Annotated in this window: 25 protein-coding genes and 3 tRNA genes; 16 read left to right on the plus strand and 12 right to left on the minus strand. The window is 61.9% G+C overall.

Features of this window, described 5'->3' with window-relative positions; translation table 11 throughout:
* The first annotated feature begins 16 nt into the window (after positions 1 to 16).
* From lepB to nagZ, 7 genes are all read left to right on the plus strand, one after another.
* The gene (gene lepB / locus PQR02_RS04630) at positions 17 to 910 is read left to right on the plus strand and encodes a signal peptidase I (protein WP_408226131.1); all 894 of its coding nucleotides are present in this window, start codon (positions 17 to 19) and stop codon (positions 908 to 910) included.
* Between the two features lie 174 nt (positions 911 to 1,084).
* Positions 1,085 to 2,314 carry a ribonuclease III gene (rnc, locus tag PQR02_RS04635; RefSeq protein WP_408226134.1) on the plus strand — a complete coding sequence of 410 codons (1,230 nt, stop codon included), beginning with the start codon at positions 1,085 to 1,087 and terminating at the stop codon, positions 2,312 to 2,314.
* 56 nt (positions 2,315 to 2,370) lie between these two features.
* Positions 2,371 to 3,270 carry a GTPase Era gene (gene era / locus PQR02_RS04640; protein WP_149674151.1) on the plus strand — a complete coding sequence of 300 codons (900 nt, stop codon included), beginning with the start codon at positions 2,371 to 2,373 and terminating at the stop codon, positions 3,268 to 3,270.
* On the plus strand, positions 3,257 to 4,162 hold the full coding sequence (gene recO / locus PQR02_RS04645) for a DNA repair protein RecO (RefSeq protein ID WP_408226138.1): 906 nt from the start codon (positions 3,257 to 3,259) through the stop codon (positions 4,160 to 4,162). Before era ends, recO begins: the two co-directional genes overlap by 14 nt.
* Complete coding sequence (gene pdxJ, locus PQR02_RS04650; RefSeq protein WP_408226141.1) at positions 4,159 to 4,923, plus strand: pyridoxine 5'-phosphate synthase; 765 nt, start codon at positions 4,159 to 4,161, stop codon at positions 4,921 to 4,923. Before recO ends, pdxJ begins: the two co-directional genes overlap by 4 nt.
* A 26-nt stretch (positions 4,924 to 4,949) precedes the next feature.
* Positions 4,950 to 5,381: a holo-ACP synthase gene (gene acpS, locus PQR02_RS04655; protein ID WP_408226144.1), complete on the plus strand. Its 432-nt coding sequence runs from the start codon at positions 4,950 to 4,952 to the stop codon at positions 5,379 to 5,381.
* A gap of 69 nt (positions 5,382 to 5,450) precedes the next feature.
* Positions 5,451 to 6,479 (plus strand): beta-N-acetylhexosaminidase, encoded by a 1,029-nt coding sequence (gene nagZ / locus PQR02_RS04660; protein ID WP_408226147.1) that lies wholly within the window; start codon positions 5,451 to 5,453, stop codon positions 6,477 to 6,479.
* 126 nt (positions 6,480 to 6,605) lie between these two features.
* Here the strand turns inward: nagZ and PQR02_RS04665 are convergent, their stop codons facing one another.
* The 4 genes from PQR02_RS04665 to earP form a co-directional block, all read right to left on the minus strand.
* A complete protein-coding gene (locus PQR02_RS04665) occupies positions 6,606 to 8,000 on the minus strand; it encodes a sigma-54-dependent transcriptional regulator (RefSeq protein ID WP_408226150.1) in 1,395 nt (464 codons plus the stop codon).
* Between the two features lie 341 nt (positions 8,001 to 8,341).
* Positions 8,342 to 8,548 (minus strand): CsbD family protein, encoded by a 207-nt coding sequence (locus tag PQR02_RS04670; RefSeq protein WP_408226153.1) that lies wholly within the window; start codon positions 8,546 to 8,548, stop codon positions 8,342 to 8,344.
* 283 nt (positions 8,549 to 8,831) lie between these two features.
* Positions 8,832 to 9,389, minus strand: a complete 558-nt coding sequence (gene efp / locus PQR02_RS04675) for an elongation factor P (RefSeq protein ID WP_042322091.1) — start codon at positions 9,387 to 9,389, stop codon at positions 8,832 to 8,834.
* Positions 9,390 to 9,811: 422 nt separating this feature from the next.
* Positions 9,812 to 11,002: an elongation factor P maturation arginine rhamnosyltransferase EarP gene (gene earP / locus PQR02_RS04680; RefSeq protein WP_408226156.1), complete on the minus strand. Its 1,191-nt coding sequence runs from the start codon at positions 11,000 to 11,002 to the stop codon at positions 9,812 to 9,814.
* 269 nt (positions 11,003 to 11,271) lie between these two features.
* On the opposite strand from earP, the gene uvrC reads away from it, so the two are divergent.
* From uvrC to PQR02_RS04725, 9 genes are all read left to right on the plus strand, one after another.
* Positions 11,272 to 13,473 (plus strand): excinuclease ABC subunit UvrC, encoded by a 2,202-nt coding sequence (gene uvrC, locus PQR02_RS04685; protein WP_408226159.1) that lies wholly within the window; start codon positions 11,272 to 11,274, stop codon positions 13,471 to 13,473.
* Between the two features lie 176 nt (positions 13,474 to 13,649).
* Positions 13,650 to 14,243: a CDP-diacylglycerol--glycerol-3-phosphate 3-phosphatidyltransferase gene (gene pgsA, locus PQR02_RS04690; RefSeq protein ID WP_408226162.1), complete on the plus strand. Its 594-nt coding sequence runs from the start codon at positions 13,650 to 13,652 to the stop codon at positions 14,241 to 14,243.
* A 221-nt stretch (positions 14,244 to 14,464) separates the two neighbouring features.
* A tRNA-Gly gene (locus PQR02_RS04695) sits at positions 14,465 to 14,540 on the plus strand.
* A gap of 61 nt (positions 14,541 to 14,601) precedes the next feature.
* Positions 14,602 to 14,677: transfer RNA gene (locus PQR02_RS04700), tRNA-Gly, on the plus strand.
* 113 nt (positions 14,678 to 14,790) lie between these two features.
* Positions 14,791 to 14,864: transfer RNA gene (locus PQR02_RS04705), tRNA-Cys, on the plus strand.
* Positions 14,865 to 15,051: 187 nt separating this feature from the next.
* Entirely contained in the window at positions 15,052 to 16,212 is a 1,161-nt protein-coding gene (locus PQR02_RS04710; protein ID WP_408226164.1) for a site-specific integrase, read from the plus strand.
* Between the two features lie 107 nt (positions 16,213 to 16,319).
* A complete protein-coding gene (locus tag PQR02_RS04715) occupies positions 16,320 to 17,366 on the plus strand; it encodes a DNA cytosine methyltransferase (protein WP_408226166.1) in 1,047 nt (348 codons plus the stop codon).
* Complete coding sequence (locus tag PQR02_RS04720) at positions 17,359 to 19,383, plus strand: ATP-binding protein (RefSeq protein WP_408226169.1); 2,025 nt, start codon at positions 17,359 to 17,361, stop codon at positions 19,381 to 19,383. Before PQR02_RS04715 ends, PQR02_RS04720 begins: the two co-directional genes overlap by 8 nt.
* A gap of 12 nt (positions 19,384 to 19,395) precedes the next feature.
* Positions 19,396 to 19,797, plus strand: a complete 402-nt coding sequence (locus tag PQR02_RS04725; protein ID WP_408226172.1) for a very short patch repair endonuclease — start codon at positions 19,396 to 19,398, stop codon at positions 19,795 to 19,797.
* Here PQR02_RS04725 and PQR02_RS04730 read toward each other — a convergent pair.
* The 8 genes from PQR02_RS04730 to PQR02_RS04765 are packed head-to-tail and all read right to left on the minus strand — an operon-like array spanning position 19,765 to position 23,396.
* Positions 19,765 to 20,106, minus strand: a complete 342-nt coding sequence (locus PQR02_RS04730) for a helix-turn-helix domain-containing protein (RefSeq protein WP_408226175.1) — start codon at positions 20,104 to 20,106, stop codon at positions 19,765 to 19,767. The two genes, PQR02_RS04725 and PQR02_RS04730, sit on opposite strands and share 33 nt — an antisense overlap.
* Positions 20,103 to 20,444 (minus strand): hypothetical protein, encoded by a 342-nt coding sequence (locus PQR02_RS04735; protein WP_408226178.1) that lies wholly within the window; start codon positions 20,442 to 20,444, stop codon positions 20,103 to 20,105. The genes PQR02_RS04730 and PQR02_RS04735 overlap by 4 nt, the downstream gene beginning before the upstream one ends.
* 43 nt (positions 20,445 to 20,487) lie before the next feature.
* A complete protein-coding gene (locus PQR02_RS04740; RefSeq protein ID WP_408226181.1) occupies positions 20,488 to 20,757 on the minus strand; it encodes a hypothetical protein in 270 nt (89 codons plus the stop codon).
* Positions 20,754 to 21,233 (minus strand): hypothetical protein, encoded by a 480-nt coding sequence (locus PQR02_RS04745; RefSeq protein ID WP_408226184.1) that lies wholly within the window; start codon positions 21,231 to 21,233, stop codon positions 20,754 to 20,756. Before PQR02_RS04745 ends, PQR02_RS04740 begins: the two co-directional genes overlap by 4 nt.
* Positions 21,230 to 22,510 carry a ParB/RepB/Spo0J family partition protein gene (locus PQR02_RS04750; protein WP_408226187.1) on the minus strand — a complete coding sequence of 427 codons (1,281 nt, stop codon included), beginning with the start codon at positions 22,508 to 22,510 and terminating at the stop codon, positions 21,230 to 21,232. The genes PQR02_RS04745 and PQR02_RS04750 overlap by 4 nt, the downstream gene beginning before the upstream one ends.
* Entirely contained in the window at positions 22,503 to 22,817 is a 315-nt protein-coding gene (locus tag PQR02_RS04755; protein ID WP_408226190.1) for a hypothetical protein, read from the minus strand. Before PQR02_RS04755 ends, PQR02_RS04750 begins: the two co-directional genes overlap by 8 nt.
* Positions 22,807 to 23,052: a hypothetical protein gene (locus tag PQR02_RS04760; protein WP_408226193.1), complete on the minus strand. Its 246-nt coding sequence runs from the start codon at positions 23,050 to 23,052 to the stop codon at positions 22,807 to 22,809. The genes PQR02_RS04755 and PQR02_RS04760 overlap by 11 nt, the downstream gene beginning before the upstream one ends.
* The gene (locus PQR02_RS04765; protein WP_408226196.1) at positions 23,049 to 23,396 is read right to left on the minus strand and encodes a beta-hexosaminidase; all 348 of its coding nucleotides are present in this window, start codon (positions 23,394 to 23,396) and stop codon (positions 23,049 to 23,051) included. The genes PQR02_RS04760 and PQR02_RS04765 overlap by 4 nt, the downstream gene beginning before the upstream one ends.
* Between the last annotated feature and the right edge of the window lie 5 nt (positions 23,397 to 23,401).

Genomic DNA, 23,401 nt, shown 5'->3' on the forward strand with positions numbered 1-23,401 from the left:
TGAATAACGGAACGTTATGAATTTTGCGCTGATTCTTTTTGTGCTCGTCATATTGACGGGCGTCGCATGGGTCGCGGACAAACTGGTTTTCCTGCCGAAACGGCGCCGCGCGGCGGAAGCTGCGGTTGCCGAATTCGACCGTCAGCAGGAGCGCATCGGCGAGCGTTTCGCCGACGAAAACGCGGCGCAAACGCGCGCGCGTCTGCGTGACGACAAGCTGCGTCAACCGTGGTGGCTCGAGTATTCGGCGAGCTTTTTTCCGGTGATTCTGGTGGTGTTCGTGGTGCGCTCGTTTGTCGTCGAGCCGTTCAAGATTCCTTCTGGGTCGATGGTGCCCACGCTGCTGGTAGGCGACTTCATCCTCGTCAATAAATTCGAATACGGCATCCGTTTGCCGATTACCAATACGAAGATCACCGAAGGCCGCGCGCCCGCGCGTGGCGACGTGGTGGTGTTCCGTTACCCGAAAGACGAATCGGTCGACTACATCAAGCGCGTGATCGGCGTGCCGGGCGACGTGATCGAGTATCAGGACAAGAAGCTCACGATCAACGGCAAGCCGGTGCCGGAAACGCCGCTGCCCGACTACCTCGACGAAGAACGCCTCGGTTACGCGAAGCAGTTCGAAGAAGATATCGACGGCCGCAAGAACGCGATTCTTAACAATCCCGCCGTGCCGCCGTTCATCGTCGGCGCTGAAGATTTTCCGTATCGGGACAACTGCACGTACAACGCACGCGGCGTGATCTGCAAGGTGCCGCCGGGCAATTTCTTCATGATGGGCGACAACCGCGATAACAGCGCGGATAGCCGTTACTGGGGTTTTGCGCCGGATAGGAATATCGTCGGCCGCGCATTTTTTATCTGGATGAACTTCAGCGATCTCAAACGCATCGGCTCATTCCACTGAGTTTGTCCTCGTCGATCGCCCACCACGCCGCGCAGTTGACCACGCTTCGGTCACGTCAGTCGCGGCGTGTTGTCACGCTACTTTAAGAACCCGCGGTAACGTCGCTTCACCACGCTTTTTCCGCAGGCCGACCCGCGTTTTCGCCGGGTCAGGCGCCCGCGTTATACTCTGCCCATGCCCCTATCTCCGTTGGAAAGCCGTTTGCGCTACGAATTTCGCAATGCGGAATTGTTGCGCCAGGCTTTAACGCACCGTAGTCACAGTTCCACGCATAACGAACGGCTCGAGTTTCTCGGCGACTCCGTTCTGAATTGCGCGGTAGCTGCGCTTTTGTTCCAACGTTTCGGCAAGCTGGACGAGGGCGATCTGTCGCGCGTTCGCGCCAACCTGGTGAAGCAGCAGTCGCTGTACGAAATCGCTCAGGCCCTCAATATTTCGGAAGGCTTGCGGCTGGGGGAAGGCGAGTTGCGCAGCGGCGGCTTCCGCCGGCCCTCGATCCTCGCGGATACGCTTGAAGCGGTGCTGGGTGCAGTGTTCCTCGACGGCGGCTTCGACGCCGCCCAGACGGTCATAAAACGCCTCTACGTGCCGATTCTCGATCACATCGACCCGCGCACGCTGGGCAAGGACGCCAAGACGCTGCTGCAGGAGTATCTGCAGGGGCACAAGATCGCACTGCCCACCTACACGGTCGTCGCCACGCATGGTGCGGCGCACAATCAGCAATTCGAAGTCGAATGCACGGTGCCGAAACTGGACGTGAAGGTGTCGGGTTCCGGCGCGAGCCGCCGCGCGGCCGAGCAGGCGGCCGCCAAGAAGGCGCTCGACGAAGTCATGGCCGCGGCGCCCGCGGTCGTCGCGAAGCCCAAGCGTTCGAAAGGCGCTCGAGCGGCGAAAAACGCCGAGCCGGAGATTGTGCCCGGCGTCACCGGTGTGCAGACTGCGCTGGATTTGCGCAGCCCGGAGCGCAAGCACGAACGCGGTACCGTGCGTGGCGAGCCGCGCGCGGCCGCAGCGGCGGAGTCGGCCGCTGAGAAGGCCGCCGCCGAACGCGCCGGGTCGAGTGCCAGCGGCGCGCCGCTGGCCGTGATTCGCGCCGCGCACGTCGAATACAGCGGGCAGGACAAAGCCGAACGCGCCGAGAAGACCGAGAAATCGGACAAATCGGCTGCGGACAAGCCGTCCGCTCCCGCAAGCGACAAACCCGCCGACAAACCCGCAGCCGACAAACCGTCCGAAGCCAGAACCGAAGCCGCGCCGCACCGCAACGCAGACCGCCAGCGCAGCCGCGAAGCCGCCCCCGGTGCAGCCGGCGTAATCACGCCGGGCGTCCCGGCGCCCACCGAACACGAACCCGGCGTAGCCGACGCGGTGCAAACGCGCGTCGCCGATGCGGGCCATTGATTGCCCTCGGCGCGCGCCATTTCCGCGCGCCGTTCTGAACTTGCCGTAGCCCGAATATGAACGCTCCCACTCCCACTGGTTTCCGCTGCGGCATGGTCGCGATCGTCGGCCGCCCCAACGTCGGCAAATCCACGCTGATGAACGCGCTGGTCGGCCAGAAAGTCAGCATCACGTCGCGCAAGGCGCAGACCACGCGCCATCGCATCACCGGCATTCACACGCTGGAAGACGCGCAGTACATTTTCGTCGACACGCCGGGCTTCCAGACCAAGCACAGCGGCGCGCTGAACCGTTCGCTCAATCGCGCGGTCACATCCACGCTGACCTCGGTCGACGCGATCCTGTTCGTGATCGAGGCCGGCCGCTTCGGCGCCGACGACCAGAAAGTGCTCGACCTGATCCCGCCATCGGTGCCGACGCTGCTGATCGCGAACAAACTCGACCGCGTATCGGACAAGGACTCGCTCTTCCCGTTCATGCAGCAGGTCAGCGCGCTGCGCCAGTTCAACGAGATCGTGCCGCTGTCGGCCAAGCATCCCGACGACATCAAGCGTCTGATGGCGACCGTCAAGCCGTTCCTGCCGGAAGGCGCGCCAATCTACGGCGAAGACGACCTGACCGATCGCAGCGAGCGTTTCCTCGCCGCGGAAATCCTGCGCGAAAAGGTGTTCCGCTGGACCGGCGACGAACTGCCGTACACGAGTACCGTGCTGATCGACAAGTTCGAAACCGAAGGGCGCTTGCGCCGCATTTTCGCGACCATCATGGTCGATCGCGATACGCACAAGGCGATGATCATCGGCCAGAAGGGCGCGAAGCTGAAGCAGATCAGCACCGAAGCGCGCCTCGACATGGAAAAGCTGTTCGATGGGCCGGTCTATCTGGAAACCTTCATCAAGGTGAAGAGCGGCTGGGCCGACAACGAAGCCGGACTTCGTGCGTATGGGTACGAATGACGCGTGGATGACGCTGAATTCCGACGCTGCGCCGGGCGAGCCGGAACCGGCCGCGCCGGCACGCGAGCCGTCCAAACCCGCGCGTGGCGCCAAAAAATCTTCCAGTAAAAGCGCAGAAGGCGCCGAAGGCGAGCCGCGTAAAACACTGGCACGCCGTGCGCCGCGCACTTCCGCTTCCGAATACCGGATCGCGGAACAACCCGCTTTCGTTCTGCATAGCTATCCGTACCGCGAGACCAGTCTGATCATCGACGTGCTGTCGCGCGATCACGGCCGTCTCGCGCTCGTCGCGAAGGGCGCGAAGCGTCCGCACTCCGCGTTGCGCGGGGTGTTGCAGACTTTCCAGCCGCTCGCGCTGTCGTGGTCGGGCAAGTCCGAAGTGCGCACGCTGACCGGCGCCGAATGGGTCGGCGGCATGCTGCCGCTGACCGGCGGCGCGCTGCTCTGCGGCTTCTACGTCAACGAGCTGCTGGTCAAGTTCTGCGCGCGCGAAGACCCGCATCCGCAACTGTTCCACCACTACGTCGTCACGATGACGCGTCTCGCGCACGACGAACCGCCGGTGCAGGTGCTGCGGTCGTTCGAACGCGTGCTGCTGCGCGAAACCGGCTACGCGATGGCGCTCGATCGCACGGTCGCGCGCAAAGCGGTGCTGCCCGAAGGGCGCTACGTGTTCGATCCGGAGCGCGGCGTGCGCGAAGCAGCCGACGACTGGCCCGCGCAATGGCCGGTGGTCGCGGGACAAACCTTGCTCGACATGGAACAGGACGATTACCATCGAGCGCAGACCGTGGCGCAAAGCAAAACGCTGATGCGCTTTCTGCTCAACACCTACCTTGGCGGCACGCCGCTCGCGACGCGCCAGATCCTGATCGACTTGCAGAACTTATGAGCTTCTTTCTTACGTCGCCGACTGTGATTGACCTGGGCGTGAACATCGATCACGTCGCTACGCTGCGCAACGCGCGCGGCACGTCTTACCCCGACCCGATCCGCGCGGCGATGATGGCCGAAGAGGCGGGCGCGGATGTGATCACCCTGCATCTGCGCGAAGACCGCCGCCATATCGTCGACGCCGACGTGCGCAAGCTGCGCCCGCTGTTGAAGACGCGCATGAACCTCGAATGCGCGGTCACGCAGGAGATGCTCGACATCGCCTGTGAAGTGCAGCCGCACGATGTCTGCCTCGTGCCCGAAAAGCGTCAGGAGCTGACGACTGAAGGCGGCCTCGACGTCGCCGGCCAGTTCGGGGCGGTGCGCGCTGCGTGCAAACAGCTCGCCGATGCCAACTCGCGCGTGTCGCTCTTCATCGATCCGGACGAGACCCAGATTCGCGCCGCGCAGGAAGCCGGCGCACCGGTAATCGAACTGCACACGGGCCGTTACGCGGAAGCGCACGATCCCGCCGAACAGCAGCGCGAATACGAGCGCGTGGTACGCGCGGTCGAATTCGGTATGACGCTCGGCGTCAAGGTCAACGCGGGCCACGGGCTGCATTACACCAACGTGCAGCAGATTGCCGCGATCGACGGAATCGTCGAACTGAACATCGGTCATGCGATCGTCGCGCATGCGATCTTCGCCGGCTGGGACAACGCGGTGCGCGAGATGAAGGCGATCATGGTCGCCGCGCGTCTCGGCGCGCGCGCCTGATGCGACCCGAGGCGGCGGACTCGCGCATGGCGATCTACGGCATCGGCACCGACATCGTTCAGGTCAGCCGCGTGGCCGCGGTGATGACACGCACTGGCGGCCGCTTCGCGGAGAAGGTGCTGGGCCCGGACGAACTGCGCGTCTATCACGCGCGCCAGGCCCGCTCGGCGGCGCGCGGCCTGGCATTCCTCGCCACGCGGTTCTCGGCGAAAGAAGCGTTTTCGAAAGCGATCGGCCTCGGCATGCACTGGCCGATGACCTGGCGCGCGTTGCAAACGCTCAACAAGCCGAGCGGCGAGCCGATGGTGGTGGCGTCCGGTGAACTGGCCGACTGGCTCGACGCTCGCGGCATCACGGCGCGCGTCACCATCAGCGACGAGCGCGACTACGCGGTGTCGTTCGTGATCGCGGAGACGGCGCAAGCGGGCGCAACGGACGCGCCGGCCACTGCCGGATAAAAAACACATCGAGCGCGGTCCATGCCGGCCGCATGCTCTTTTGCCCAACGTTTTTTCTAGCGGAATTCGATGAAAACCACTCCCGGACCGGTGATGCTCGACCTGGTCGGCAAAACGCTCGATCACGACGACCGACGCCGCCTTGCCCATCCGATGACCGGCGGCGTGATCCTGTTCGCGCGCCACTACGAGAGCCGCGCGCAGTTGATCGCGCTGACCGAATCGATCCGCGCGGTGCGCAAGGATCTGCTGATCGCCGTCGATCACGAGGGCGGGCGCGTGCAGCGCTTTCGCACCGACGGCTTCACGGTGCTGCCGGCGATGGGCAAGCTCGGCGCGCTATGGGACAGCGACGTGCTGCACGCCACCAAGGTGACGACCGCGGTCGGCTATATCCTCGCGGCGGAATTGCGTGCGTGTGGCATCGACATGAGTTTCACGCCGGTGCTCGATCTGAACTACGGGCAATCGCAGGTGATCGGCGACCGAGCGTTCCATCGCGACCCGCGCGTGGTGACGCTGCTCGCGAAGAGTCTGAACCACGGGCTCGCGCTGGCCGGCATGAGCAATTGCGGCAAGCACTTCCCGGGACACGGCTTCGCACACGCGGACTCGCACGTCGCGATGCCCGTCGACGACCGTTCGCTCGACGACATCCTGCGCGACGACGTAGCGCCGTACGACTGGCTCGGCTTGTCGCTCGGCTCGGTGATTCCCGCGCACGTGATCTATCCGCAAGTCGATGCGAAGCCGGCGGGGTTCTCGCGGTTCTGGCTGCAGGACATCCTGCGCAAGAAACTGCGCTTCGAAGGCGCGATTTTCAGCGACGACCTGTCGATGGAAGCCGCGCGCCAGGGCGGCACGCTGACCGAAGGCGCCACCGCCGCGCTGCAGGCCGGTTGCGACATGGTGCTGATCTGCAATCAGCCGGGCGAAGCGGAGAAGGTGCTGGATGCGCTGCGCTTTACGCCGTCGAAGGAGTCGCGGCGCCGCATCAGGCGGATGCGGCCGCGCGGCAAGGCGCTGAAGTGGAGCAAGCTGGTTGCCGAACCGCAGTATCTGGAAGCGCAGGCGCTGCTGCGCAGCGCGTTCGGATAGGGCGCCGAGGCCGGGCAAAGATGAGGCCGGGCATATATGGCGAGCGGGCAGAATGAAAAACGGCGCCTTGATTAATCAAGGCGCCGTTTTTTTGCGGCCTTCGGTTGGTGAGCCGATCAATCAGACTCAGTTCAACCGCATGCGTTGCAGCTTGTTGTACAGCGTCTTGGGGCTGATTCCCAGCAGCGACGCCGCCCGGTGACGCGTGCCACCGACCGCATCGAGCGTCGCGCGAATCAGCATCTCCTCGACATCCGCGAGCGGCGTGCCGACCGTGACCTGCACGCGGCTGCCGTTCAGATCGCGGCCGTTCGCCGACGCGGCCTCGTCGGCGCGCAACGACTCCAGCACGTCGCCCGACGCCTGATACGCGCGCCGCACGCGGTCCTGCAACTCGCGCACGTTGCCCGGCCACTCGTACGCCAGACACTCGCGCAGGAAGTTCGGTCCAATCTGCTTGGCCACCTCGGACGTGCCGCGCGCGGCCGCCTCGCGTGTCACGTCGTGATTCAATTCGTCGACCACGGCCTGCGCGATCAGCGCCGGATCGTCGCCACGTTCGCGCAGCGGCGGCAGCGTCACCGCAGCCGCTTCGAGACGCAAGGAGAGATCCTGATTCAGACTGCCGTCGGCCACCGCCGCGCGCGCGGACTTGCGGGTCGACGCGACCAGCCGGAAGTCCGTCGCGACCTGATTAGTGCCGCCGACCCGCATGAACGTCTGCGAGTCGAGTGCGCGCAGCAGCGCGTCCTGCTGCGCGCGCGGCAAGTCGGCGATTTCGTCGATGAACAGCGTGCCGCCGCTCGCCTGCTCGAACAGACCCGGCTCGCGCTGCTCGGCGCCGCCGAACGCGCCGCGCTCGTGACCGAACAGCAAACTGTCTAGCGAACGATGCCCGACGACGCTGCCGGCGCCGCGGGACTCGAACGTAACGAACGGACCCTTGCGGCGCCGGCTCATGTCGTGCAGCGTGCGGGCCGCGATCTGCTTGCCGGTGCCGGGTTCGCCGGAAATCAGCACGGCGGCTTCGGTTGGCGCGATATGTTCGATCGTGTCGTACACGTGCTGGATCGCGCCGCTGCGGCCGAGCATCGAGCCGAAGCGTCCGAGTTGCCGCAGCGATGCGCGCAGCGTCTGCACTTCCTCGGTCAGTTCGTATGGACGCGGAATGCGTGCGAGCAGACTGCGCAAACGCGGGATGTTGACCGGCTTGAGCAGGTAGTCCCAGATGCCGTGCCGCAAACCCTCGATGGCGCTCTCGACCGTTGCATTGCCGGTCATCACGATCACAGGCAACGCGCCGCCTGGCGGATGCGCGGGCAAATGCTGCAAGAGGTCGAGCCCGCTGCCGTCCGGCAGATTGAGGTCGACCAGCACGACATCGGGGATGAAGCGCGTCAGCGCTGCCCGGGCCTCGGCAATCGTGGTCGCGGTGTCGACGGAGAAGCCGTCGGCGGCGAGGATGGCGGACAGGCCTGACAGGCTATTGGGATCGTCTTCAACAATCAGGGCGTGTGGCATGGCGAGCGCAATTTTAGATGGATGGATACCCGCTGCGCCGCGCCGCCGCTACCTCGGCTGACGCGCGAAACGGGCGCGATGGCTGGCCGGTACGATCGCTCGGGGAGGCCCGCGTCACAAGGTGGGCGCATGCCATCGCGGCGCACCAGCGGCCGCCTGATTGTTGGCATGAACGTGAGACCTGGCCGGAAAGAAGCCGGGCGCGGCGGGCGGCGAGTCGATTCACGTAGTTCTGGTCCTGTGCTTTGCTGTGACGCGCCCGCTGCGCGCCGTTTCATGACGACAACTCGTCACGGCAACGATGCGCGGGAGGGGCGCCTGTAGTACTTGCATCCGGGCGGTCAGAAATCCCGGTTGCTGTCGAAAAACCGGCGCACTTCGAGTTCCGCCTGTTCGCGGGTTTTGCCGTAGCGTTCCTGGATCAGGCCCGCTAGTTTGTCGGCGCGTCCCTCCGCCTTGGTCAGTTCGTCGTCCGTCAGTTCGCCCCATGCGGTTTTTGCCTTGCCGATCATCTGTTTCCACTTGCCTTCAGCAATGTCGTTATTCATGGCGCATCTCCTGAGTTGAGAAAAATCAGCCGTACGGCATATCTTCAATCAAAGCATGGAATGTGCCACGGACATTTGCCCAAGCTTATCAATGGTTTGTGAACGGCGAAACGGGAGCGCAAGATGGCGAAATGGCAATTTCGAGAATGGCGCCGGTAAAGTTTTCCTTAACCATACACGTCCGCTCCAAAAAGAAAAAGCGCCCAAATTGGGCACTTTCCTTTGCCATTTTTTTCGCGCGGCCGACGTTGCGCCGGCGCGCGTTTTCAGGCTCGCAGGCGCATCAAGCGCGGCTGCGGTACTCGTGCGTACGGGTGTCGATTTCGATCTTGTCGCCGATGTTGCAGAAGAGCGGCACTTGCAGTTCGAAGCCGGTGGTCAGCTTGGCGTTCTTCAACACCTTGCCCGACGACGTATCGCCCTTGACAGCCGGTTCCGTGTAGATGATCTCGCGGACCAGCGTGGTCGGCAGTTCGACCGAGATGGCCTTCTCGTTGTAAAACACGACTTCGCAAGCCATGCCGTCTTCGAGGTAATGAAGGGCGTCGCCCATCATTTCGCTTTCGACTTCGAACTGGTTGTAGTCGGCGTCCATGAACACGTACATCGGGTCGGCGAAGTACGAGTACGTCACTTCCTTGCGCTCCAGCACGACGACGTCGAACTTGTCGTCTGCCTTGTACACGCTTTCCATGCCTGCGCCGGTCAGCAGATTCTTGAACTTCATCTTGACGACGGCGGAGTTACGGCCCGATTTGTTGTATTCGGCCTTTTGCACGACCATTGCGTCTGCGCCGATCATCACGACGTTGCCGGTGCGGAGTTCCTGTGCGGTCTTCATAAAACTGTCCTGTACGAAATAAGTAGCTTCAACTTTTGCTCAACGGCATACGGCGCAAGCGGCTTCGGCGCCTCGCTCACCGCGCGCCGCGCCGCATGGAAGCGGCACCGGGGCTGGAGTGCGAGAGGGCGCGGCCGGCTTGCCGCGGGACCGGCGGAAACAGGCCGCATTGCGCCGCTCTGTGATTTCCGCTATTTCCCGCGATCCGTTACCTGCTTTTTTTACCCTGTGCGGGCGTGTACACGAGTGGCGCCGAGCCACAACATACGTCCCTTTTTTGACATTGGCACCCATCACCCGAAGATTGCGGCGCGTGATGCATGTTTCGATGCCGGATTGGTCAGCGGGCCGACCAGCCGGATTGACCGGGCTCGTTGCTGCGATTCGGGCCGCGCTTGCGTCGTCGGCCGTTGGATAACCGCTTATTTTAACTGAGTTTTTGCGAACACGGCCAGATTTCCGGCGAGGTCGCCCACTTCGGCGAGTTCGCCGGCCCATTCGGCCGCGCGCTCCTTAAGCGCCGCGCAGTGGCGCCGGATTTCGGCCCATTCCGGCTGGCCCGCGCCGTTCCACGCGTGCCAGAAGCGCGCGAGCGCGTCGCGCGCGTCGGCGGGCAGCGTGCGGGCGTAGTGTGCAAGCGCGGCGTCGAGCTTCGGCAGATGAGCGTCGTCGGCTTGCGGATAGATGTGCCAGACGAACGGCTTCGCAGCCCATTGAGCGCGCACGAACGAATCTTCGCCGCGCACGAAATTGATGTCGCTCGCCCACAGCAGCGCGTCGTAGCCGTCCTGCGCGGTGAATGCGAGCGCATGCGCGCGGAGGTTGCCGCGCGTCGCATGCGAGCCCGCGGTAAATGCCGGCAAGCCGAAAAAGCGCGCCACCGCGCCGGAAATGCGGCCTTCCGGCACCAGCAGCACGACCGGTGTGGCGCTGTCGCGCCATTGTTCGAGCAGGCTGTCGACGGCGGGGTTTTCGTAGGCGAACAGCGAGACGACGGTCGCTTCGGCGGACGGCGGCGCGTGGCCGGTGGTTTGCTGCCACCAGGCTTCGCGTGCCGCCGGCGACGCGTCGAAGGCCGCGCGCGCGGCGTCGAGATGCCGCTCCTTCAGGACGCCGCCGGTGCCGGGGCCGAGTCCCGGGAAAAAGAACGTCTTGGTCAGCGCATAGCGCGGATGGGGCGACGGCCGCAGATGAAAATCCGCGACCCAGTCCTCGGCGCTCAGATATTCGAGGTTGAACCAGACCGGCGCGCGCTCGCGCCCGGCCATCGCGGCGACGTAGATCGGCGGCAGTTCGCAGCCGAACGCCTCGATCACGACATCGGCCACTTCGAGCGTGTCGCCCGCATGGGCCGGCTCGCGCCAGTGTTCGACGACGATCCCGCCGACCGTCTGGCGCGCGCGGTCCAGCGCGAGCGACGGGCACAGCTTCTGGAACGCATGCAGATCGTCGACGAACACGCGCACCTGCCAGCCGTGCTCGCTCGCGAGTTGGCGCGCGAGGCGCCAGCACACGCCGATGTCGCCGAAGTTGTCGATCACCGCGCAGAAGATGTCGCAAGCGATCGCGAGGGGGGCAGCGGGCTGTTCGGTGCGGGGGGCAACGGTGGACATGGTGACCTGGATGGCGGTGTCGAACGGTTGGCGCGGCCGCGGTGGTGAACCAGCCCGCGGCGCCGGGACCTCGCAGCGCGGCATCGCGCCGCCGCCCTCGCGCGCGGCCGGAGCGTTGCCGGGTTCGGCACAGCAGGGTTCGAACGCACGCGGAATGTTCTAAACTGGCGATTCTAAAGCCTCGACCACGATTGCGCGCGCCAGTTTCGCCGGGACGCGCGGCACGCGGCGCAAGGCCCCGCGAGACCGTCCCACCCAATCGACCCTGCATGACCGAACCCGAAGCAACCGACACTTTCGAGCCGAAAACAGTGCTCGCCCAACTGCCGCATCTGCCCGGCGTCTATCGTTATTACGATACGCACGGCGCGGTGCTTTACGTGGGCAAGGCGCGCGACCTCAAAAAGCGCGTGTCGAGTTACTTCACGAAGACGCTGCTGTCGCCGCGCATCGCGATGATGGTGACGCGCATCGCGCGCGTCGAGACGACCGTCACGCGTTCGGAGGCCGAGGCGCTGCTGCTCGAAAACAATCTGATCAAGGCGCTCGCGCCGCGCTACAACATCCTGTTTCGCGACGACAAGTCGTATCCGTACCTCAAACTGACCGGTCACAAGTTTCCGCGCATGGCTTATTACCGGGGGGCGGTGGATCGCAAGAATCAATACTTCGGTCCGTTTCCGAGCGCGTGGGCGGTGCGCGAGAGCATCCAGATCCTGCAGCGGGTGTTCCAGTTGCGCACTTGCGAAGATTCCGTGTTCAACAACCGCACGCGGCCCTGTCTGCTGCATCAGATCGGCCGCTGCACGGCGCCGTGCGTGGCGGCCATCAGCGAAGAAGACTATGCGCGGGACGTCGCCAACGCGTCGCGCTTTTTGCTCGGCCGCCAGGGCGAGGTGATGAACGAGCTCGAGCAGAAGATGCACGCGTTCGCGAGCGAGCTGAAATTCGAGCAGGCCGCGGCGGTGCGCAACCAGATGAGTTCGCTGTCGACGGTGCTGCATCAGCAGGCGATCGAAGTCGGCAGCGATAGCGACGTCGACATTCTCGCGGTGGTCGCGCTGGGCGGGCGCGTCTGTGTGAATCTCGCGATGGTGCGCGGCGGCCGGCATCTCGGTGACAAGGCGTATTTCCCCGCCCATGTGGAAAGCGCGTTGACGGCGGATGAAGGCGGTCTGGAAGAGGGCGGCGGCGAAGCGCTGGTCGATGTCGGTGAAAGCGGTGCAAGTCCGGGTTCGGCGGTGGAGCTGGGTGCGAGTGGCGCAGACGAATCGGCCGATGCCGATGCTTCCGACGCGCTCGCGATCGCTCAAGACATGCTATCGGAAGACGAAGAGGCGGAAGAAGCTGAAGATGCGGAGAACGCCGACGCGAACTCCGCCACCTCCGAACCATCGCAGCCGCGCAAAGGGCGCGCATCGAGCGGGATCGAGTCCGAAGTGCTCGAAGCGTTCATTGCCCAGCATTACCTGGGCAATCGCGTGCCGCCGGTGCTGGTGGTCAGCCACGCGCCGGCCACGCGCGAACTGGTCGACGTGCTGACCGAGCAGGCCGGCCACAAAGTGACCGTGCTGCGTCAGCCGCAAGGGCAACGGCGCGCGTGGCTCGCAATGGCCGAGCAGAATGCGCGGCTCGCGCTCGCCCGCCTGCTCTCGGAGCAAGGCTCGCAACAGGCCCGCACGCGCGCGCTCACGGACACGCTCGGCATGGAGTGCGACGACCTCGCGCATCTGCGCATCGAGTGCTTCGACATCAGCCATACGATGGGCGAGGCGACGCAGGCATCGTGCGTGGTGTATCACCATCACAAGATGCAGTCGTCCGAATACCGACGCTACAACATCACGGGCATCACACCCGGCGACGACTACGCGGCGATGCGCCAGGTGCTCACGCGCCGCTACGAGAAGATGGTTGCGCAAGCCGCCGCGAATGCCGCCGACGAAGCCGCCGATTGGCAAAGCGACGCCGCCGCCGATCCGTCGCTCGCGGCGGATGCCGCGCACCCGGCGGCCGCGGGCGGTATTTTGCCGACCATCGTGCTGATCGATGGCGGCAAGGGTCAGGTCGAGATCGCGCGCCAGGTGTTCACGGAGCTGGGCCTCGATACCGGTATGCTGGTCGGCGTCGCGAAGGGTGAGGGCCGCAAGGTGGGTCTCGAAACCCTGATCTTCGCCGACGGCCGCGCGCCGCTCGAACTCGGCAAGGAAAGCGCCGCGCTCATGCTGGTCGCGCAGATTCGCGATGAGGCGCACCGCTTCGCGATCACCGGCATGCGCGCGAAGCGCGGCAAAACCCGCCAGACCTCGCGGCTCGAGGAACTCGAAGGCGTGGGTGCAAAACGGCGTCAACGGCTGCTCGCACGCTTCGGCGGGTTGCGCGGCGTGGTCGCCGCGAGCGTCGAGGATCTGGCGAGCGTCGAAGGGATTTCGCAGGCGCTGGCCGAGCAGATCTATCGGCAGTTGCACTGAACAGGGCGGCGCGGCTCATCGGTCGGGCAGGGGCGGTGAGCGGTCGATGAACGGCGAGCAGGCGGCCGGCACGCGCCCGCTAAAGCACACCCTTGCGGCCCGCGCGCCGCGTTGCTTGTGGCAGGCCTTGTGACACGGCACAATTGCATCTCACTCGTCAGACGCTGCGCCTGCCCATGCCGTTTAATTTCCCGATTTTCCTGACCTGGCTGCGGATCGTCCTGATTCCGCTCGTCGTCGGCGTGTTTTATTTGCCCGACATCATGATGAGCCCCGCGCACCGCAACCTCGCGGCCGCGACGATCTTCATTCTGGCGGCGCTCACCGACTGGTTCGACGGCTATCTGGCCCGCAAGTGGAATCAGACCTCGGCGTTCGGCGCGTTTCTCGATCCGGTCGCCGACAAGCTGATGGTGACGGCGGCGTTGCTGGTGCTCGTGCAGCTCGCGCGGATCGACTCGGCGATTGCGCTGGTGATCGTCGGACGCGAGATCGCGATTTCGGCGCTGCGCGAGTGGATGGCGCAGATCGGCGCGTCGAAGAGTGTCGCGGTGAATTCGCTCGGCAAGTTCAAGACCGTCTGCCAGATGGTGGCGATTCCGATGCTGCTGTTCTACGGACCGTTGCCGTTCGGCGGCGGCGTGGTGGTCGACACGCGCGTGTGGGGCCTGTGGCTGATCTATCTGGCCGCGTTCCTGACGATCTGGTCGATGCTCTACTACATGAAGCTCGCGTGGCCGCAGATCCGCGAGCGCGGCGGCGTCGCGTGATCGTAGTCGACACGCGTCGCGACGGCGTTCGCAAGACCGTGCGAGTGCGCGCGAAGATCGTCGCAGCAGGGCAAGAACTTTTCGTTAAAGACATTCGCAAAAGGGGTTGACACGTTTCAGTCGTTTCTCCATAATCTCGTTTCTCCGATGCACGCAGTTTGAAGCAACGGACGCAATAGCAGAGTAGTTGCGGTCAATAAGGCAGTAGTTAGCAGCACAATGCGGGAGTAGCTCAGTTGGTAGAGCGCAACCTTGCCAAGGTTGAGGTCGCGAGTTCGAGCCTCGTCTCCCGCTCCAGTTTTTGAAGCACCGCGTTGTTTGGCGAAGAGAAGTGCAGCGCGTTGTGAAGCAGGGCAATGCGGGAGTAGCTCAGTTGGTAGAGCGCAACCTTGCCAAGGTTGAGGTCGCGAGTTCGAGCCTCGTCTCCCGCTCCACACATAAGGGGAAGCAGCGCTTCCCTTTTTGTTTGGTGGACCGATCGTTCCGATTGTTCGATTGTCCGCCGGACAAAATCTGCGAGCCTGCAACTAGGTTCCAGTCCGCTTGCGGCGCGATAGCAAAGCGGTTATGCAGCGGCCTGCAAAGCCGTTTAGGCCGGTTCGACTCCGGCTCGCGCCTCCAGTAGTTGAAGTACAGAAAAGCCCCGCCAGTCGGGGCTTTTCGCTTTTCTGGCTCATGGTTTTGCATCTTTCCATCTATGGAAATGTGCCGTCTAAAGTGGTACAAAGCCCTTTCGAACCACTCGATAAAAACGCTAAACCACTCGCATATCGGCTCCTTGGCCGTTTGCGTCAGTTTGCGACGGGCTATGTCCACAAAAAGAATGCGTCCGTCCGGGACGTGGGAATACATCATTCGGCGCAAAGGCATTCTGCCAAAGCCACTTTCCCTGACCTTCGACACAGAGGAGGAGGGCGACGCATACGTCAGGCGTCTAGAGCAGATGCTCGACGCAGGCATACTCCCTGAAGATCTTGTCGCGCGCCGCAGTGATCTGGTGACCGTTGAGGATGCTATTCGCTCATACATGACCAAGGTGTCGCTGCCGGCGTCGGACGTCTCGTTACTCAATGCGCTTGTCGGTCGGTGGACAGGACAACCGCTCACAGGCGTCGACTATCAATGGGTCGAAAGCTGGGTCAAGAGCATGAAGCGTAAAGACGTGATGGCGCCGTCGACCATTCGTCATTACGTTGGTGCGCTGGCTCGATGCTTTGATTGGGTCGTGCGCTCCGGTACACCGTCACTGGCGACCAACCCGCTGCGCCTCCTGCCGAAGCGCTATGCAACGTACACCGACGAAGACTCTGTGGCCGTGCGAGCGCAGGACAAAGCGCCGAGAGAAGATGAGTCGCGTGATCGCAGGCTGCTCACAACCGAAGAGGCGTCAGTGCGGCGAATCCTCGATGGGGAGAAGCCGGAAAACCGTCAACGCGGGCCGGATCTCAACTTCCGGCCGGCGATGGTCTTTCTGTTCGAGCTCGGCCTTGAGTCGGCCATGCGCATGCGGGAGATGTACACGATCGACCTCAGCCAGTTCGACGTCGCGCGCGCGACTGTGTTTCTGGACAAGACGAAGAACGGAAGCAAACGTCAGGTGCCGCTGACGACAGTGGCGATCGCCGCCTTCGAACGGTATCGCAAGCTGGTGATGGCACGTGATGCGGAAATGCGGGGATTCGCTTTTGACAGCGGCCGGCTATTCCCGTGGTGGGACGGCTCGCGAGATAAGAAGGTGCTGGCGGGGATATCGGTGCGCCTGTCAGGGCAGTTCGGACGCATCTTTGATGCTGCAGGTTGCGGGGACTTCAAGTTCCACGATCTGCGCCATGAGGCGACGTCACGGCTTTATGAGCGCACTTCGTTGTCCGATGTCCAGATCGCAAAGATCACGGGACATTCGGACACGAAAGTGCTGATGCGTTACTCAAATCTGCGTGGCAGTGACCTGGCGCTGCGGTTGTGGTGAGTGTCGTCACAGCTATTGATTTGACAAACCAAATGGTCTGGTAGAGTTCGTGAGAAGCGCCATAAATGTGGTCAAGACGAGCGTATTAACTATGCGGAATCGCGTCAATGAAAAAACCTAAAGCGATAGATTTGTTCTGCGGAGCAGGGGGATTAACATTAGGACTGAGGCAGGCTGGCTTCGACGTCGTCGCCGCCGTTGAGCTGGATTCCGTTGCGTGGATGACATATCGGGCGAATCATTCGAGAGTTCACGCAATCAATGACGATATTACGAATATTTCGCCGCGCGGCCTGATGGCTCAACTGGGACTGAAGAAGGGCGAGCTCGACCTTCTTGCTGGCTGTCCGCCCTGTCAAGGGTTTTCGACGCTGCGCACTCGTAACAAGCAATCCGCCGTGTCGGATAAGAGGAACGACCTGATCTTCGAGTTTCTGCGCTTCGTCGAGCAGATGCTCCCAAAAGCCGTGATGATGGAAAATGTCCCGGCGCTGGCAAAAAATGACCGGATCAAAGTGGTACTTGCTCGTCTCCAGACGTTGGGTTATCTCGTGGACGAAAGCACGGTAACTGTGCAAGATGCGTCGGCTTTCGGGGTGCCGCAGCGCCGACGTCGAATGATCATGCTTACGAGCCGGTTGGGGAAGTTGGAACCAGCGAAACGTGTTGCCATGAAGAAAACGGTACGCGAGGTAATTGCGTCGCTTCCAAGGCCTGGGAAGTCGTCGGATCCGCTGCATTCATCGCAGATCCAGCACTCGGAGAAGGTCACGACGCTTATAAAGCACGTACCGAAGGACGGTGGCAGCAGAGCTGATCTTCCTCAGGCGCTCTGGTTGGACTGTCATAAACGGTATCCCGATGGATTTAGGGACGTCTACGGTCGAATGAAGTGGGACGACGTCGCTCCCACGATTACGGGCGGATGCGTCAATCCGTCGAAAGGACGGTTTCTTCACCCCGAGCAAGATCGCGCGATTTCCCTTCGGGAGGCTGCTCTACTGCAGACCTTTCCAGAGAACTACTTCTTCCCTATCGAGATGGGACGAGACCGTGTAGCGCTGATGATCGGGAACGCGTTGCCGCCTGAATTCATTCGCCGCCATGCAAGCACAATTAGAAAACATCTGGACCGAGAGACCAAACATGACTGATAAGACCCTGAAGCTCAATTTTTCTGGCCGCGTCATCGACCACTTGGGTATTCAGATGTATCAAAGCCCGACGGCTGCAATTGCTGAAATGGTGTCGAACGCTTGGGATGCGGACGCGAAGCGGGTGAACGTAGGCCTGCCAAACGAAGATGCGGGTTCAGGCGAGGATTTCGAAATCGTGATCTCCGACAATGGTCATGGCATGACGTTCCAAGAGTGCCAAGATAACTACTTGACGGTCGGTTTCGATCGCCGCGAAGGTGATGCAAAAGCGACCTCTCGAGGCGGACGACCGTTGATGGGCCGCAAAGGTATTGGCAAGTTTGCCGGCTTCGGTATCGCTTCGCAAATCGATGTGCGGACTATCAGCGAGCTAACGGGCGAGTTGACCGCTTTCACTTTGGACTTGGCTGAGATTCGGTCCGGAGGAAAATACATCAACGCCAATGGCCTCAGCATTGTTCCACACACCGTCGAGGGGCCGAACGAAGAAAGGAAGGCTAGTCACGGGACGACGCTCACCTTGCGACGGTTGAAGCTTAACAGGAAGATTTCTGTCGGGCAGTTCATGCGCTCGATGGCGCGTCGTTTCATGGTCAATAACGTCGTGGACGAATTCTCAATCAACGTGAACGAAACGCCGATCCCCGAAGATGAGGATCTTACGGATGTCGAGTATTCGTTCCCGGAAGACTATGAAGAGGATCAAAAGCCGATAAACATGCAGTCCATCGAGGACGGCTGGGGTGTCGAGACGATAGGGTCTGGCCACACGATCCGGTGGCGCATCCTTTTTAAGAAAGACACAATCAAGGAAGAAGGTCTGCAAGGCATTGCAATTTTTGCGCACAAGAAGCTTGCTCAAAAACCGTGCATGTTCAATATTACGGGCGGCTTAACGAGCCAAACCGGGCCGGAATACATGGCCGGTTCGGTTATTGCCAATTTCGTTGACGAGCTGTCGGAAGATGTCATCTCGACCGAGCGGCAGCGACTCAACTGGGAACATGCCGATTTGCGCGCGTTGGAAATATGGGGACAGGCGCGGATCCGTCAACTGTTGGGAATCTGGAAGGAGCGGCGCGGCGCCGAAAAAATGCGCCTACTTAACGAAAAGATCGACGGATTCCGTGACCGGCTCGATAGCCTCGGATACGACTCGAAGACCGTTGAGGCGGCGTTAAAAAGGTTGGCTTCCGTAGAAAAGATCTCGGCAGAGCAGTATCGCGAACTCGGCGGTGCGATCTTGACGGCTTGGGAAGGCGGACGCCTTAAGCACCTCATTCGCGTCATGTCCACGACTGACGAGATGGACGAATCGAGCCTGCTGAAGCTGCTTATCGAAGCAGATACGATTCAGGCTCTCCATACCGCCGAGTCGGTGAAGGCAAAGCTGGAGGCGATTAAGGGGCTGGAAAGACGAATCAACGAGCGACAGATCGAAAATGCAGTCCGGGACTATATCTCCAAGCATCCGTGGTTGATTTCGCCTGAGTGGGAAACCTTCGCCGTTGAAAAGAACGTTCACCACATCGTCCGCGAGGCACACGAAGCGACGAAGAATGCACCTCCACCATCTGGAGAGGAGCCGTTTACCGGACGTGTAGATCTTGTGCTTTCCAGTGGCCATCAGCTGTTGGTAATGGAGTTCATGCGGCCTGGGCTGAAGATTGATCATGACCATGTTGCCCGATTTGAAAACTACATCAATACGATAAGAGAGCGGATCGAGGTCGCGCCGGCGCTGGGTTTCAAGCACGTTTCTGGATACTTGGTGGCCGACAAGTTCCTGTCATCTGACGCGGCAATGGTTCGCAAACTCAAGCGATTGAACGAGGATCAAATGTATCCATTGCAGTGGGTCGACTTGCTCGCGCGTGCAAAGGATCAATGGAAGGAGTTCCTCGACCACTTGGTTGAGCGCGCACCCGAAGATCCGAGGATGATTGCGGTGAAGGCCGATATTGTTAAGGAGGAACTTCTCGAAAGCGTCGAAGCGATTGTGTCTGTGAAATAGTAAGAGTGGCCGATGGACAAGCTGGACAGAACCACGCGAAGTTCATTGATGCGTCGTGTCCGTCGCATAAACACGGGGCCTGAATTGGCTGTCCGTCGGCTGTTATTCTCACAGGGGTATCGTTATCGGCTGCACGGTGTGGCATTGCCGGGGCGGCCGGATATCGTTTTCTCGCGTAGGCGTTGCGTTATCTTTGTCCACGGATGCTTTTGGCACGGTCACGACTGCCCGCGCGGCCGGCCACCAAAGTCAAATGTAGAATTCTGGACGACAAAGCTTGAGCGCAACAGGGAGCGCGACCTGCAGTGCGCCCGCCAATTGGACGAGATGGGATGGCGGGTGCTAGTGGTGTGGCAGTGTGAGTTGGCGGACGTTCCTGCTTTATCCGAGCGTCTGTCGTCGTTCTTGGGTTAGATCTTCGCACGGAAGCGGTGGCAGAATGCGCGGGCGGCGTCCCGGCCGCCGCCTGTCAAGAACTGGAATCTGACGAGCGATTGCCCTTGCGACGCGATCGTCAGTCTCTGGCTCGTGCGCGCCCTGCAGGCGAGCTAGAGACTGCTCCTGCGTTTTCTTCCGGAGGAAGGCGACGACGTCGTCTTCAAGGAATACCCAAGCCCGGCCGATTTTGGCGCCGGGCAGCTCGCCGGTGCCGGCGAGTTTCATCGCCGTGTTGCGGTCGACCTTCAAAAACTCCGCGCACTCAATCAGATCAAACGTTCTCATACGATCATGCTCCCAGCTTGCCGCGCGGCGGCTTGTTGAAACCCTGCCAAAATTTCCATAGCTCGAAAGTTAGTCCGGCTTGCGGCCGGTGCCTGCCCAGCGATGCACCAGTGTTCGTCTAATCGTCGACGCACACTCATCGCGCGGTAGCGCTCGATCCTTCCCGTATCGAGCAGGACGCTGAGCGCGGTCTCGACGGCGGCCTGCGCCGTCGCCAAGGCCGTGATGATCCGTTTCTTCGGCAGAGCACCGTCGCGAGCAAGCAAGCACACGATCTCGGCCTGCAAAGCAACTTGGTCACGTGCCCATTGGCTGTGCCCGTTGACGATCACGGGCACGTATCGTCCGGACCCAATTGATAACCGACCCATATAAATCGTCCTAAAGGTTTTCGCGGGTGCTGCCGACAACCACGGCATGGAAAATAGAAACCCCGATCGAATCCGTCGAGGCAGTCCGCTCGACAAGGAAGCCGAGGCGCTCGGCATCAGCGTAGCGGCTATCCGCAAAGCCCAAGGTAAGTTGAACCCCAGCGACGTTGAAGTCGGTACGCCTGAATTCGGAGCCGTCGAGGAGGCCTTCTTGCGGGACGTGCTTCGCGCATTGGGTGAAGACCCCGACGCCCAGTGGGAACTCGATATTGATGGTCATTGCTGATTGCGCCTTGCTGAGTCCCACGTTGATGGATGCAGCGCGCGATCGAGCTGCATCAATCCCGTTTCGATGGTCAGGCGGGCTTGTTCGGCCCACGTGCGGCACTCCTGTGCCGCTTTGTGCCGGCTATAGCTGCCTACCTCGTCGCGCATGAGGTCGAGCAGTTCGATGTCGGCGCCAAGTGCGATGACCTCAACCAGCTTGCGGATCTCGATGCGAACGGCGTCGATCCGAGCGAGGTTTGCGAGTCGGGAATCCGACTCGCTTTCATTCGTCTGGATAGCTTTTCGCCGCGCGAGCGGCGCTTCGTCTATCTGGATCGCTTTGGCGGGCGTGAGCCCGCTGCTGTTGACGTCGTCATTCGATGCCTGCGCCGGGACGGCGCCAGCGAGGGAAAGCCGTGGGCGCTTGCCCGCCTGTTCCCGCTTACGCGGCAGCGGACGTTGGGTAGAAATGGCCGGGCGAACCATCATTTAGCCACCTCCGCTGCCATTTCCCCGGTCCAGTCGGGATCGGGCGCCGTCCAAAGCTGCTCTAGCCACGCATGCACGCCTGGCATTTCCTTGGCGTTGCGGGTGTTCCACTGATCGAGCTGCTTTCGAAGCGACTGGACCGCAGCGCGGATGGCCTGCCCGCGAGTCGGATACGTCGTGTCAGCACCGCGTAGCTTGCAGGGACCCGATCCAGCGGCGGTGCCGATGGCATAGGACGTCGAGAATATCCATTTACCCAGATCAACCTGTGCAAGGTCGATCTCAACGGGGTGCTTGTTTGTACGCTTGAACAGGGGCGCCTTAAGCGTCTCGCAGTCCGTGTAAACGCCGTGTTCGTTCGGCTTGTGAATTGGATGCTTCGATCGCGTCGTCGAAACCGCATCGAGCAGGTCAGCGTGTGGCGTAAGTGCCGCGTGCACGCCCGCGATCGTACCAGGGGAAAGCTTGCCGAACACGGGATCGTGCAGTACGGACTGCAGAGCCTGCAAAAGTTGCTTTGCTTGCGGGTCCAACGATTTCACCGTGTGCGGCTTTGCAAGCGCCTTCTTTGTAACCTTGGCCTTTCCACCGGCCTTAGCCTGTGCCGCAGCACTCTGAAGCCGTTCAAGCGCCTTATCGCCACCGTGCGTGCGAATCTCGTCAATAGCGAGTGTTGACGAGACAACCTTGTCGCGGACCAGCTTGTGAAGCGCGGCTGGTGCGTTCGCTAGCAGGAGGACGTCGCGAATAGTCTGCTCGGTAATGTTGAGGCGTTTGCAGATTGCGGCATTTGACTCGCCGAGCTCCTGCAACTCGATCACCTTCTCGGCGAGCTGCAACGGCGTGAGCTTTTCGCCGTCATTGTTCGTGATGCCGGCATAAATCAGGTTGACGCGATTAACCGACTTTGCCTCGTCGATCACGATCGGCAAGCGATCGATCATCTTGTCGACGGGCATGCCTTCCAGAATGGCGAGCAACGCAGCATGGTATCGATGCTGGCCTTCGTACACGAAAATCCGGTCTTCACCGCCAACCTTGCGCACGAAGCAGCCGAGCGGTTTCTTTCGATCGTAGCCGTTTGCCTTCATCAGCTCGGCGAGGTGGCGCACGCGATCCTGATCAAGCGGACGGACGTTGTCGCGCGGGTCGTAGTGGATCTGGTCGGGCGGGACGGTCCAAAGGTCAGACGAGCCGCCGCCGGCGGCTTTGACTGCCGCTTTCGTGTTGCCGGTGACGATCATCGCGTCGAGAACGAGTGGGCTTGTCTTAGCCATTGTTGGTCCCTCCCGTCGACGGGATGCCACCAACGTCGGCAAACGTTGCATCTGGTGCGTAGTGAAACAGCGTACCGTCGAACGGAGCGATCGTTGTGCCCGCGAGCCAGTACACGAGGCGCTCGTCGGAGCGTCGGATGGCCTGTCGCACGACCGTAGCGCGCACTAGCATGTGCAGGTCGAGGCGAAGTGCCTGTCGATCGGCGTGGGGCAATGCGGCCTCAACATTGTCGATTGTGAGCGGATCGTGCTGGCTGGCGAAAAGCGCGATCAGGGCTTTGCAGATAGGGGAGAGGTCAGTTGGCATGTTGTCTCCGGAGACGGCCGTACAGGGTGGCGCGCAGGAACGGTCGTGCGAAGCAGAGGGCGCAGAAGAATGCGATGGCCACAACGATGAGCTTGCCGGCGGAAACGCCTGCGAAAAGCCAGAGCACTGTGTCGACGAAGCCAAAGGCAAAGCCGATATGCCGTTGCTGGCCGGCACCCGTGAGAAACCACACGGCGCAGCACGTGGTGATGGCGACGAGGAGGGCGAAGATCACGCGACCTCCTTCGCACTCACGGCTCGTGGCTTGCGCGTTTTCGCTTTGGCGATCGTGCGCTCGGCCAGCGATTCGGCCTGCTTGCGGTGGTTTCTTTTGACGGCCGTCGCGCAGTCGTCCTCGTTAGGGTACGAGATCGATGTGCCGACAACATCGGACCCGTCCAGGATCATGTAAAGCGTGTGGACGCTGCCGGCGAGGGGGCGACGTGCAACAACGTACTTGCCGACCATCACCGGCGTCGTTGCGCGCGGCGCCATCGGGTCGTACTTAACGTATGTGCGCAGGCCGATGGTGTCTCGGCGTGTCGGTTCCTGCGGAACCTGAAGTCTGTGTTTTTGCATGTGGC

The sequence above is a fragment of the Paraburkholderia sediminicola genome, from assembly GCF_046026895.1.
In the GTDB taxonomy this organism is placed as follows: Bacteria; Pseudomonadota; Gammaproteobacteria; order Burkholderiales; family Burkholderiaceae; genus Paraburkholderia; species Paraburkholderia sediminicola_C.

Bases quoted from the DNA above. Each gene is read 5' to 3' on its own strand.
- PQR02_RS04740 (WP_408226181.1), bottom strand. From the start codon at position 20,757: ATGACCATCAATATCGAGTTCCCACTGGGCGTCGGGGTCTTCACCCAA.
- PQR02_RS04725 (WP_408226172.1), top strand. From the start codon at position 19,396: ATGGACAAGCTGGACAGAACCACGCGAAGTTCATTGATGCGTCGTGTC.
- PQR02_RS04765 (WP_408226196.1), bottom strand. From the start codon at position 23,396: ATGCAAAAACACAGACTTCAGGTTCCGCAGGAACCGACACGCCGAGAC.
- PQR02_RS04670 (WP_408226153.1), bottom strand. From the start codon at position 8,548: ATGAATAACGACATTGCTGAAGGCAAGTGGAAACAGATGATCGGCAAG.
- PQR02_RS04710 (WP_408226164.1), top strand. From the start codon at position 15,052: ATGTCCACAAAAAGAATGCGTCCGTCCGGGACGTGGGAATACATCATT.
- PQR02_RS04720 (WP_408226169.1), top strand. From the start codon at position 17,359: ATGACTGATAAGACCCTGAAGCTCAATTTTTCTGGCCGCGTCATCGAC.
- uvrC (WP_408226159.1), top strand. From the start codon at position 11,272: ATGACCGAACCCGAAGCAACCGACACTTTCGAGCCGAAAACAGTGCTC.
- era (WP_149674151.1), top strand. From the start codon at position 2,371: ATGAACGCTCCCACTCCCACTGGTTTCCGCTGCGGCATGGTCGCGATC.
- pdxJ (WP_408226141.1), top strand. From the start codon at position 4,159: ATGAGCTTCTTTCTTACGTCGCCGACTGTGATTGACCTGGGCGTGAAC.
- PQR02_RS04755 (WP_408226190.1), bottom strand. From the start codon at position 22,817: ATGCCAACTGACCTCTCCCCTATCTGCAAAGCCCTGATCGCGCTTTTC.
- acpS (WP_408226144.1), top strand. From the start codon at position 4,950: ATGGCGATCTACGGCATCGGCACCGACATCGTTCAGGTCAGCCGCGTG.
- PQR02_RS04730 (WP_408226175.1), bottom strand. From the start codon at position 20,106: ATGAGAACGTTTGATCTGATTGAGTGCGCGGAGTTTTTGAAGGTCGAC.
- rnc (WP_408226134.1), top strand. From the start codon at position 1,085: ATGCCCCTATCTCCGTTGGAAAGCCGTTTGCGCTACGAATTTCGCAAT.
- PQR02_RS04750 (WP_408226187.1), bottom strand. From the start codon at position 22,510: ATGGCTAAGACAAGCCCACTCGTTCTCGACGCGATGATCGTCACCGGC.
- lepB (WP_408226131.1), top strand. From the start codon at position 17: ATGAATTTTGCGCTGATTCTTTTTGTGCTCGTCATATTGACGGGCGTC.
- efp (WP_042322091.1), bottom strand. From the start codon at position 9,389: ATGAAGACCGCACAGGAACTCCGCACCGGCAACGTCGTGATGATCGGC.
- PQR02_RS04745 (WP_408226184.1), bottom strand. From the start codon at position 21,233: ATGATGGTTCGCCCGGCCATTTCTACCCAACGTCCGCTGCCGCGTAAG.
- pgsA (WP_408226162.1), top strand. From the start codon at position 13,650: ATGCCGTTTAATTTCCCGATTTTCCTGACCTGGCTGCGGATCGTCCTG.
- nagZ (WP_408226147.1), top strand. From the start codon at position 5,451: ATGAAAACCACTCCCGGACCGGTGATGCTCGACCTGGTCGGCAAAACG.
- PQR02_RS04665 (WP_408226150.1), bottom strand. From the start codon at position 8,000: ATGCCACACGCCCTGATTGTTGAAGACGATCCCAATAGCCTGTCAGGC.
- recO (WP_408226138.1), top strand. From the start codon at position 3,257: ATGGGTACGAATGACGCGTGGATGACGCTGAATTCCGACGCTGCGCCG.
- PQR02_RS04715 (WP_408226166.1), top strand. From the start codon at position 16,320: ATGAAAAAACCTAAAGCGATAGATTTGTTCTGCGGAGCAGGGGGATTA.
- earP (WP_408226156.1), bottom strand. From the start codon at position 11,002: ATGTCCACCGTTGCCCCCCGCACCGAACAGCCCGCTGCCCCCCTCGCG.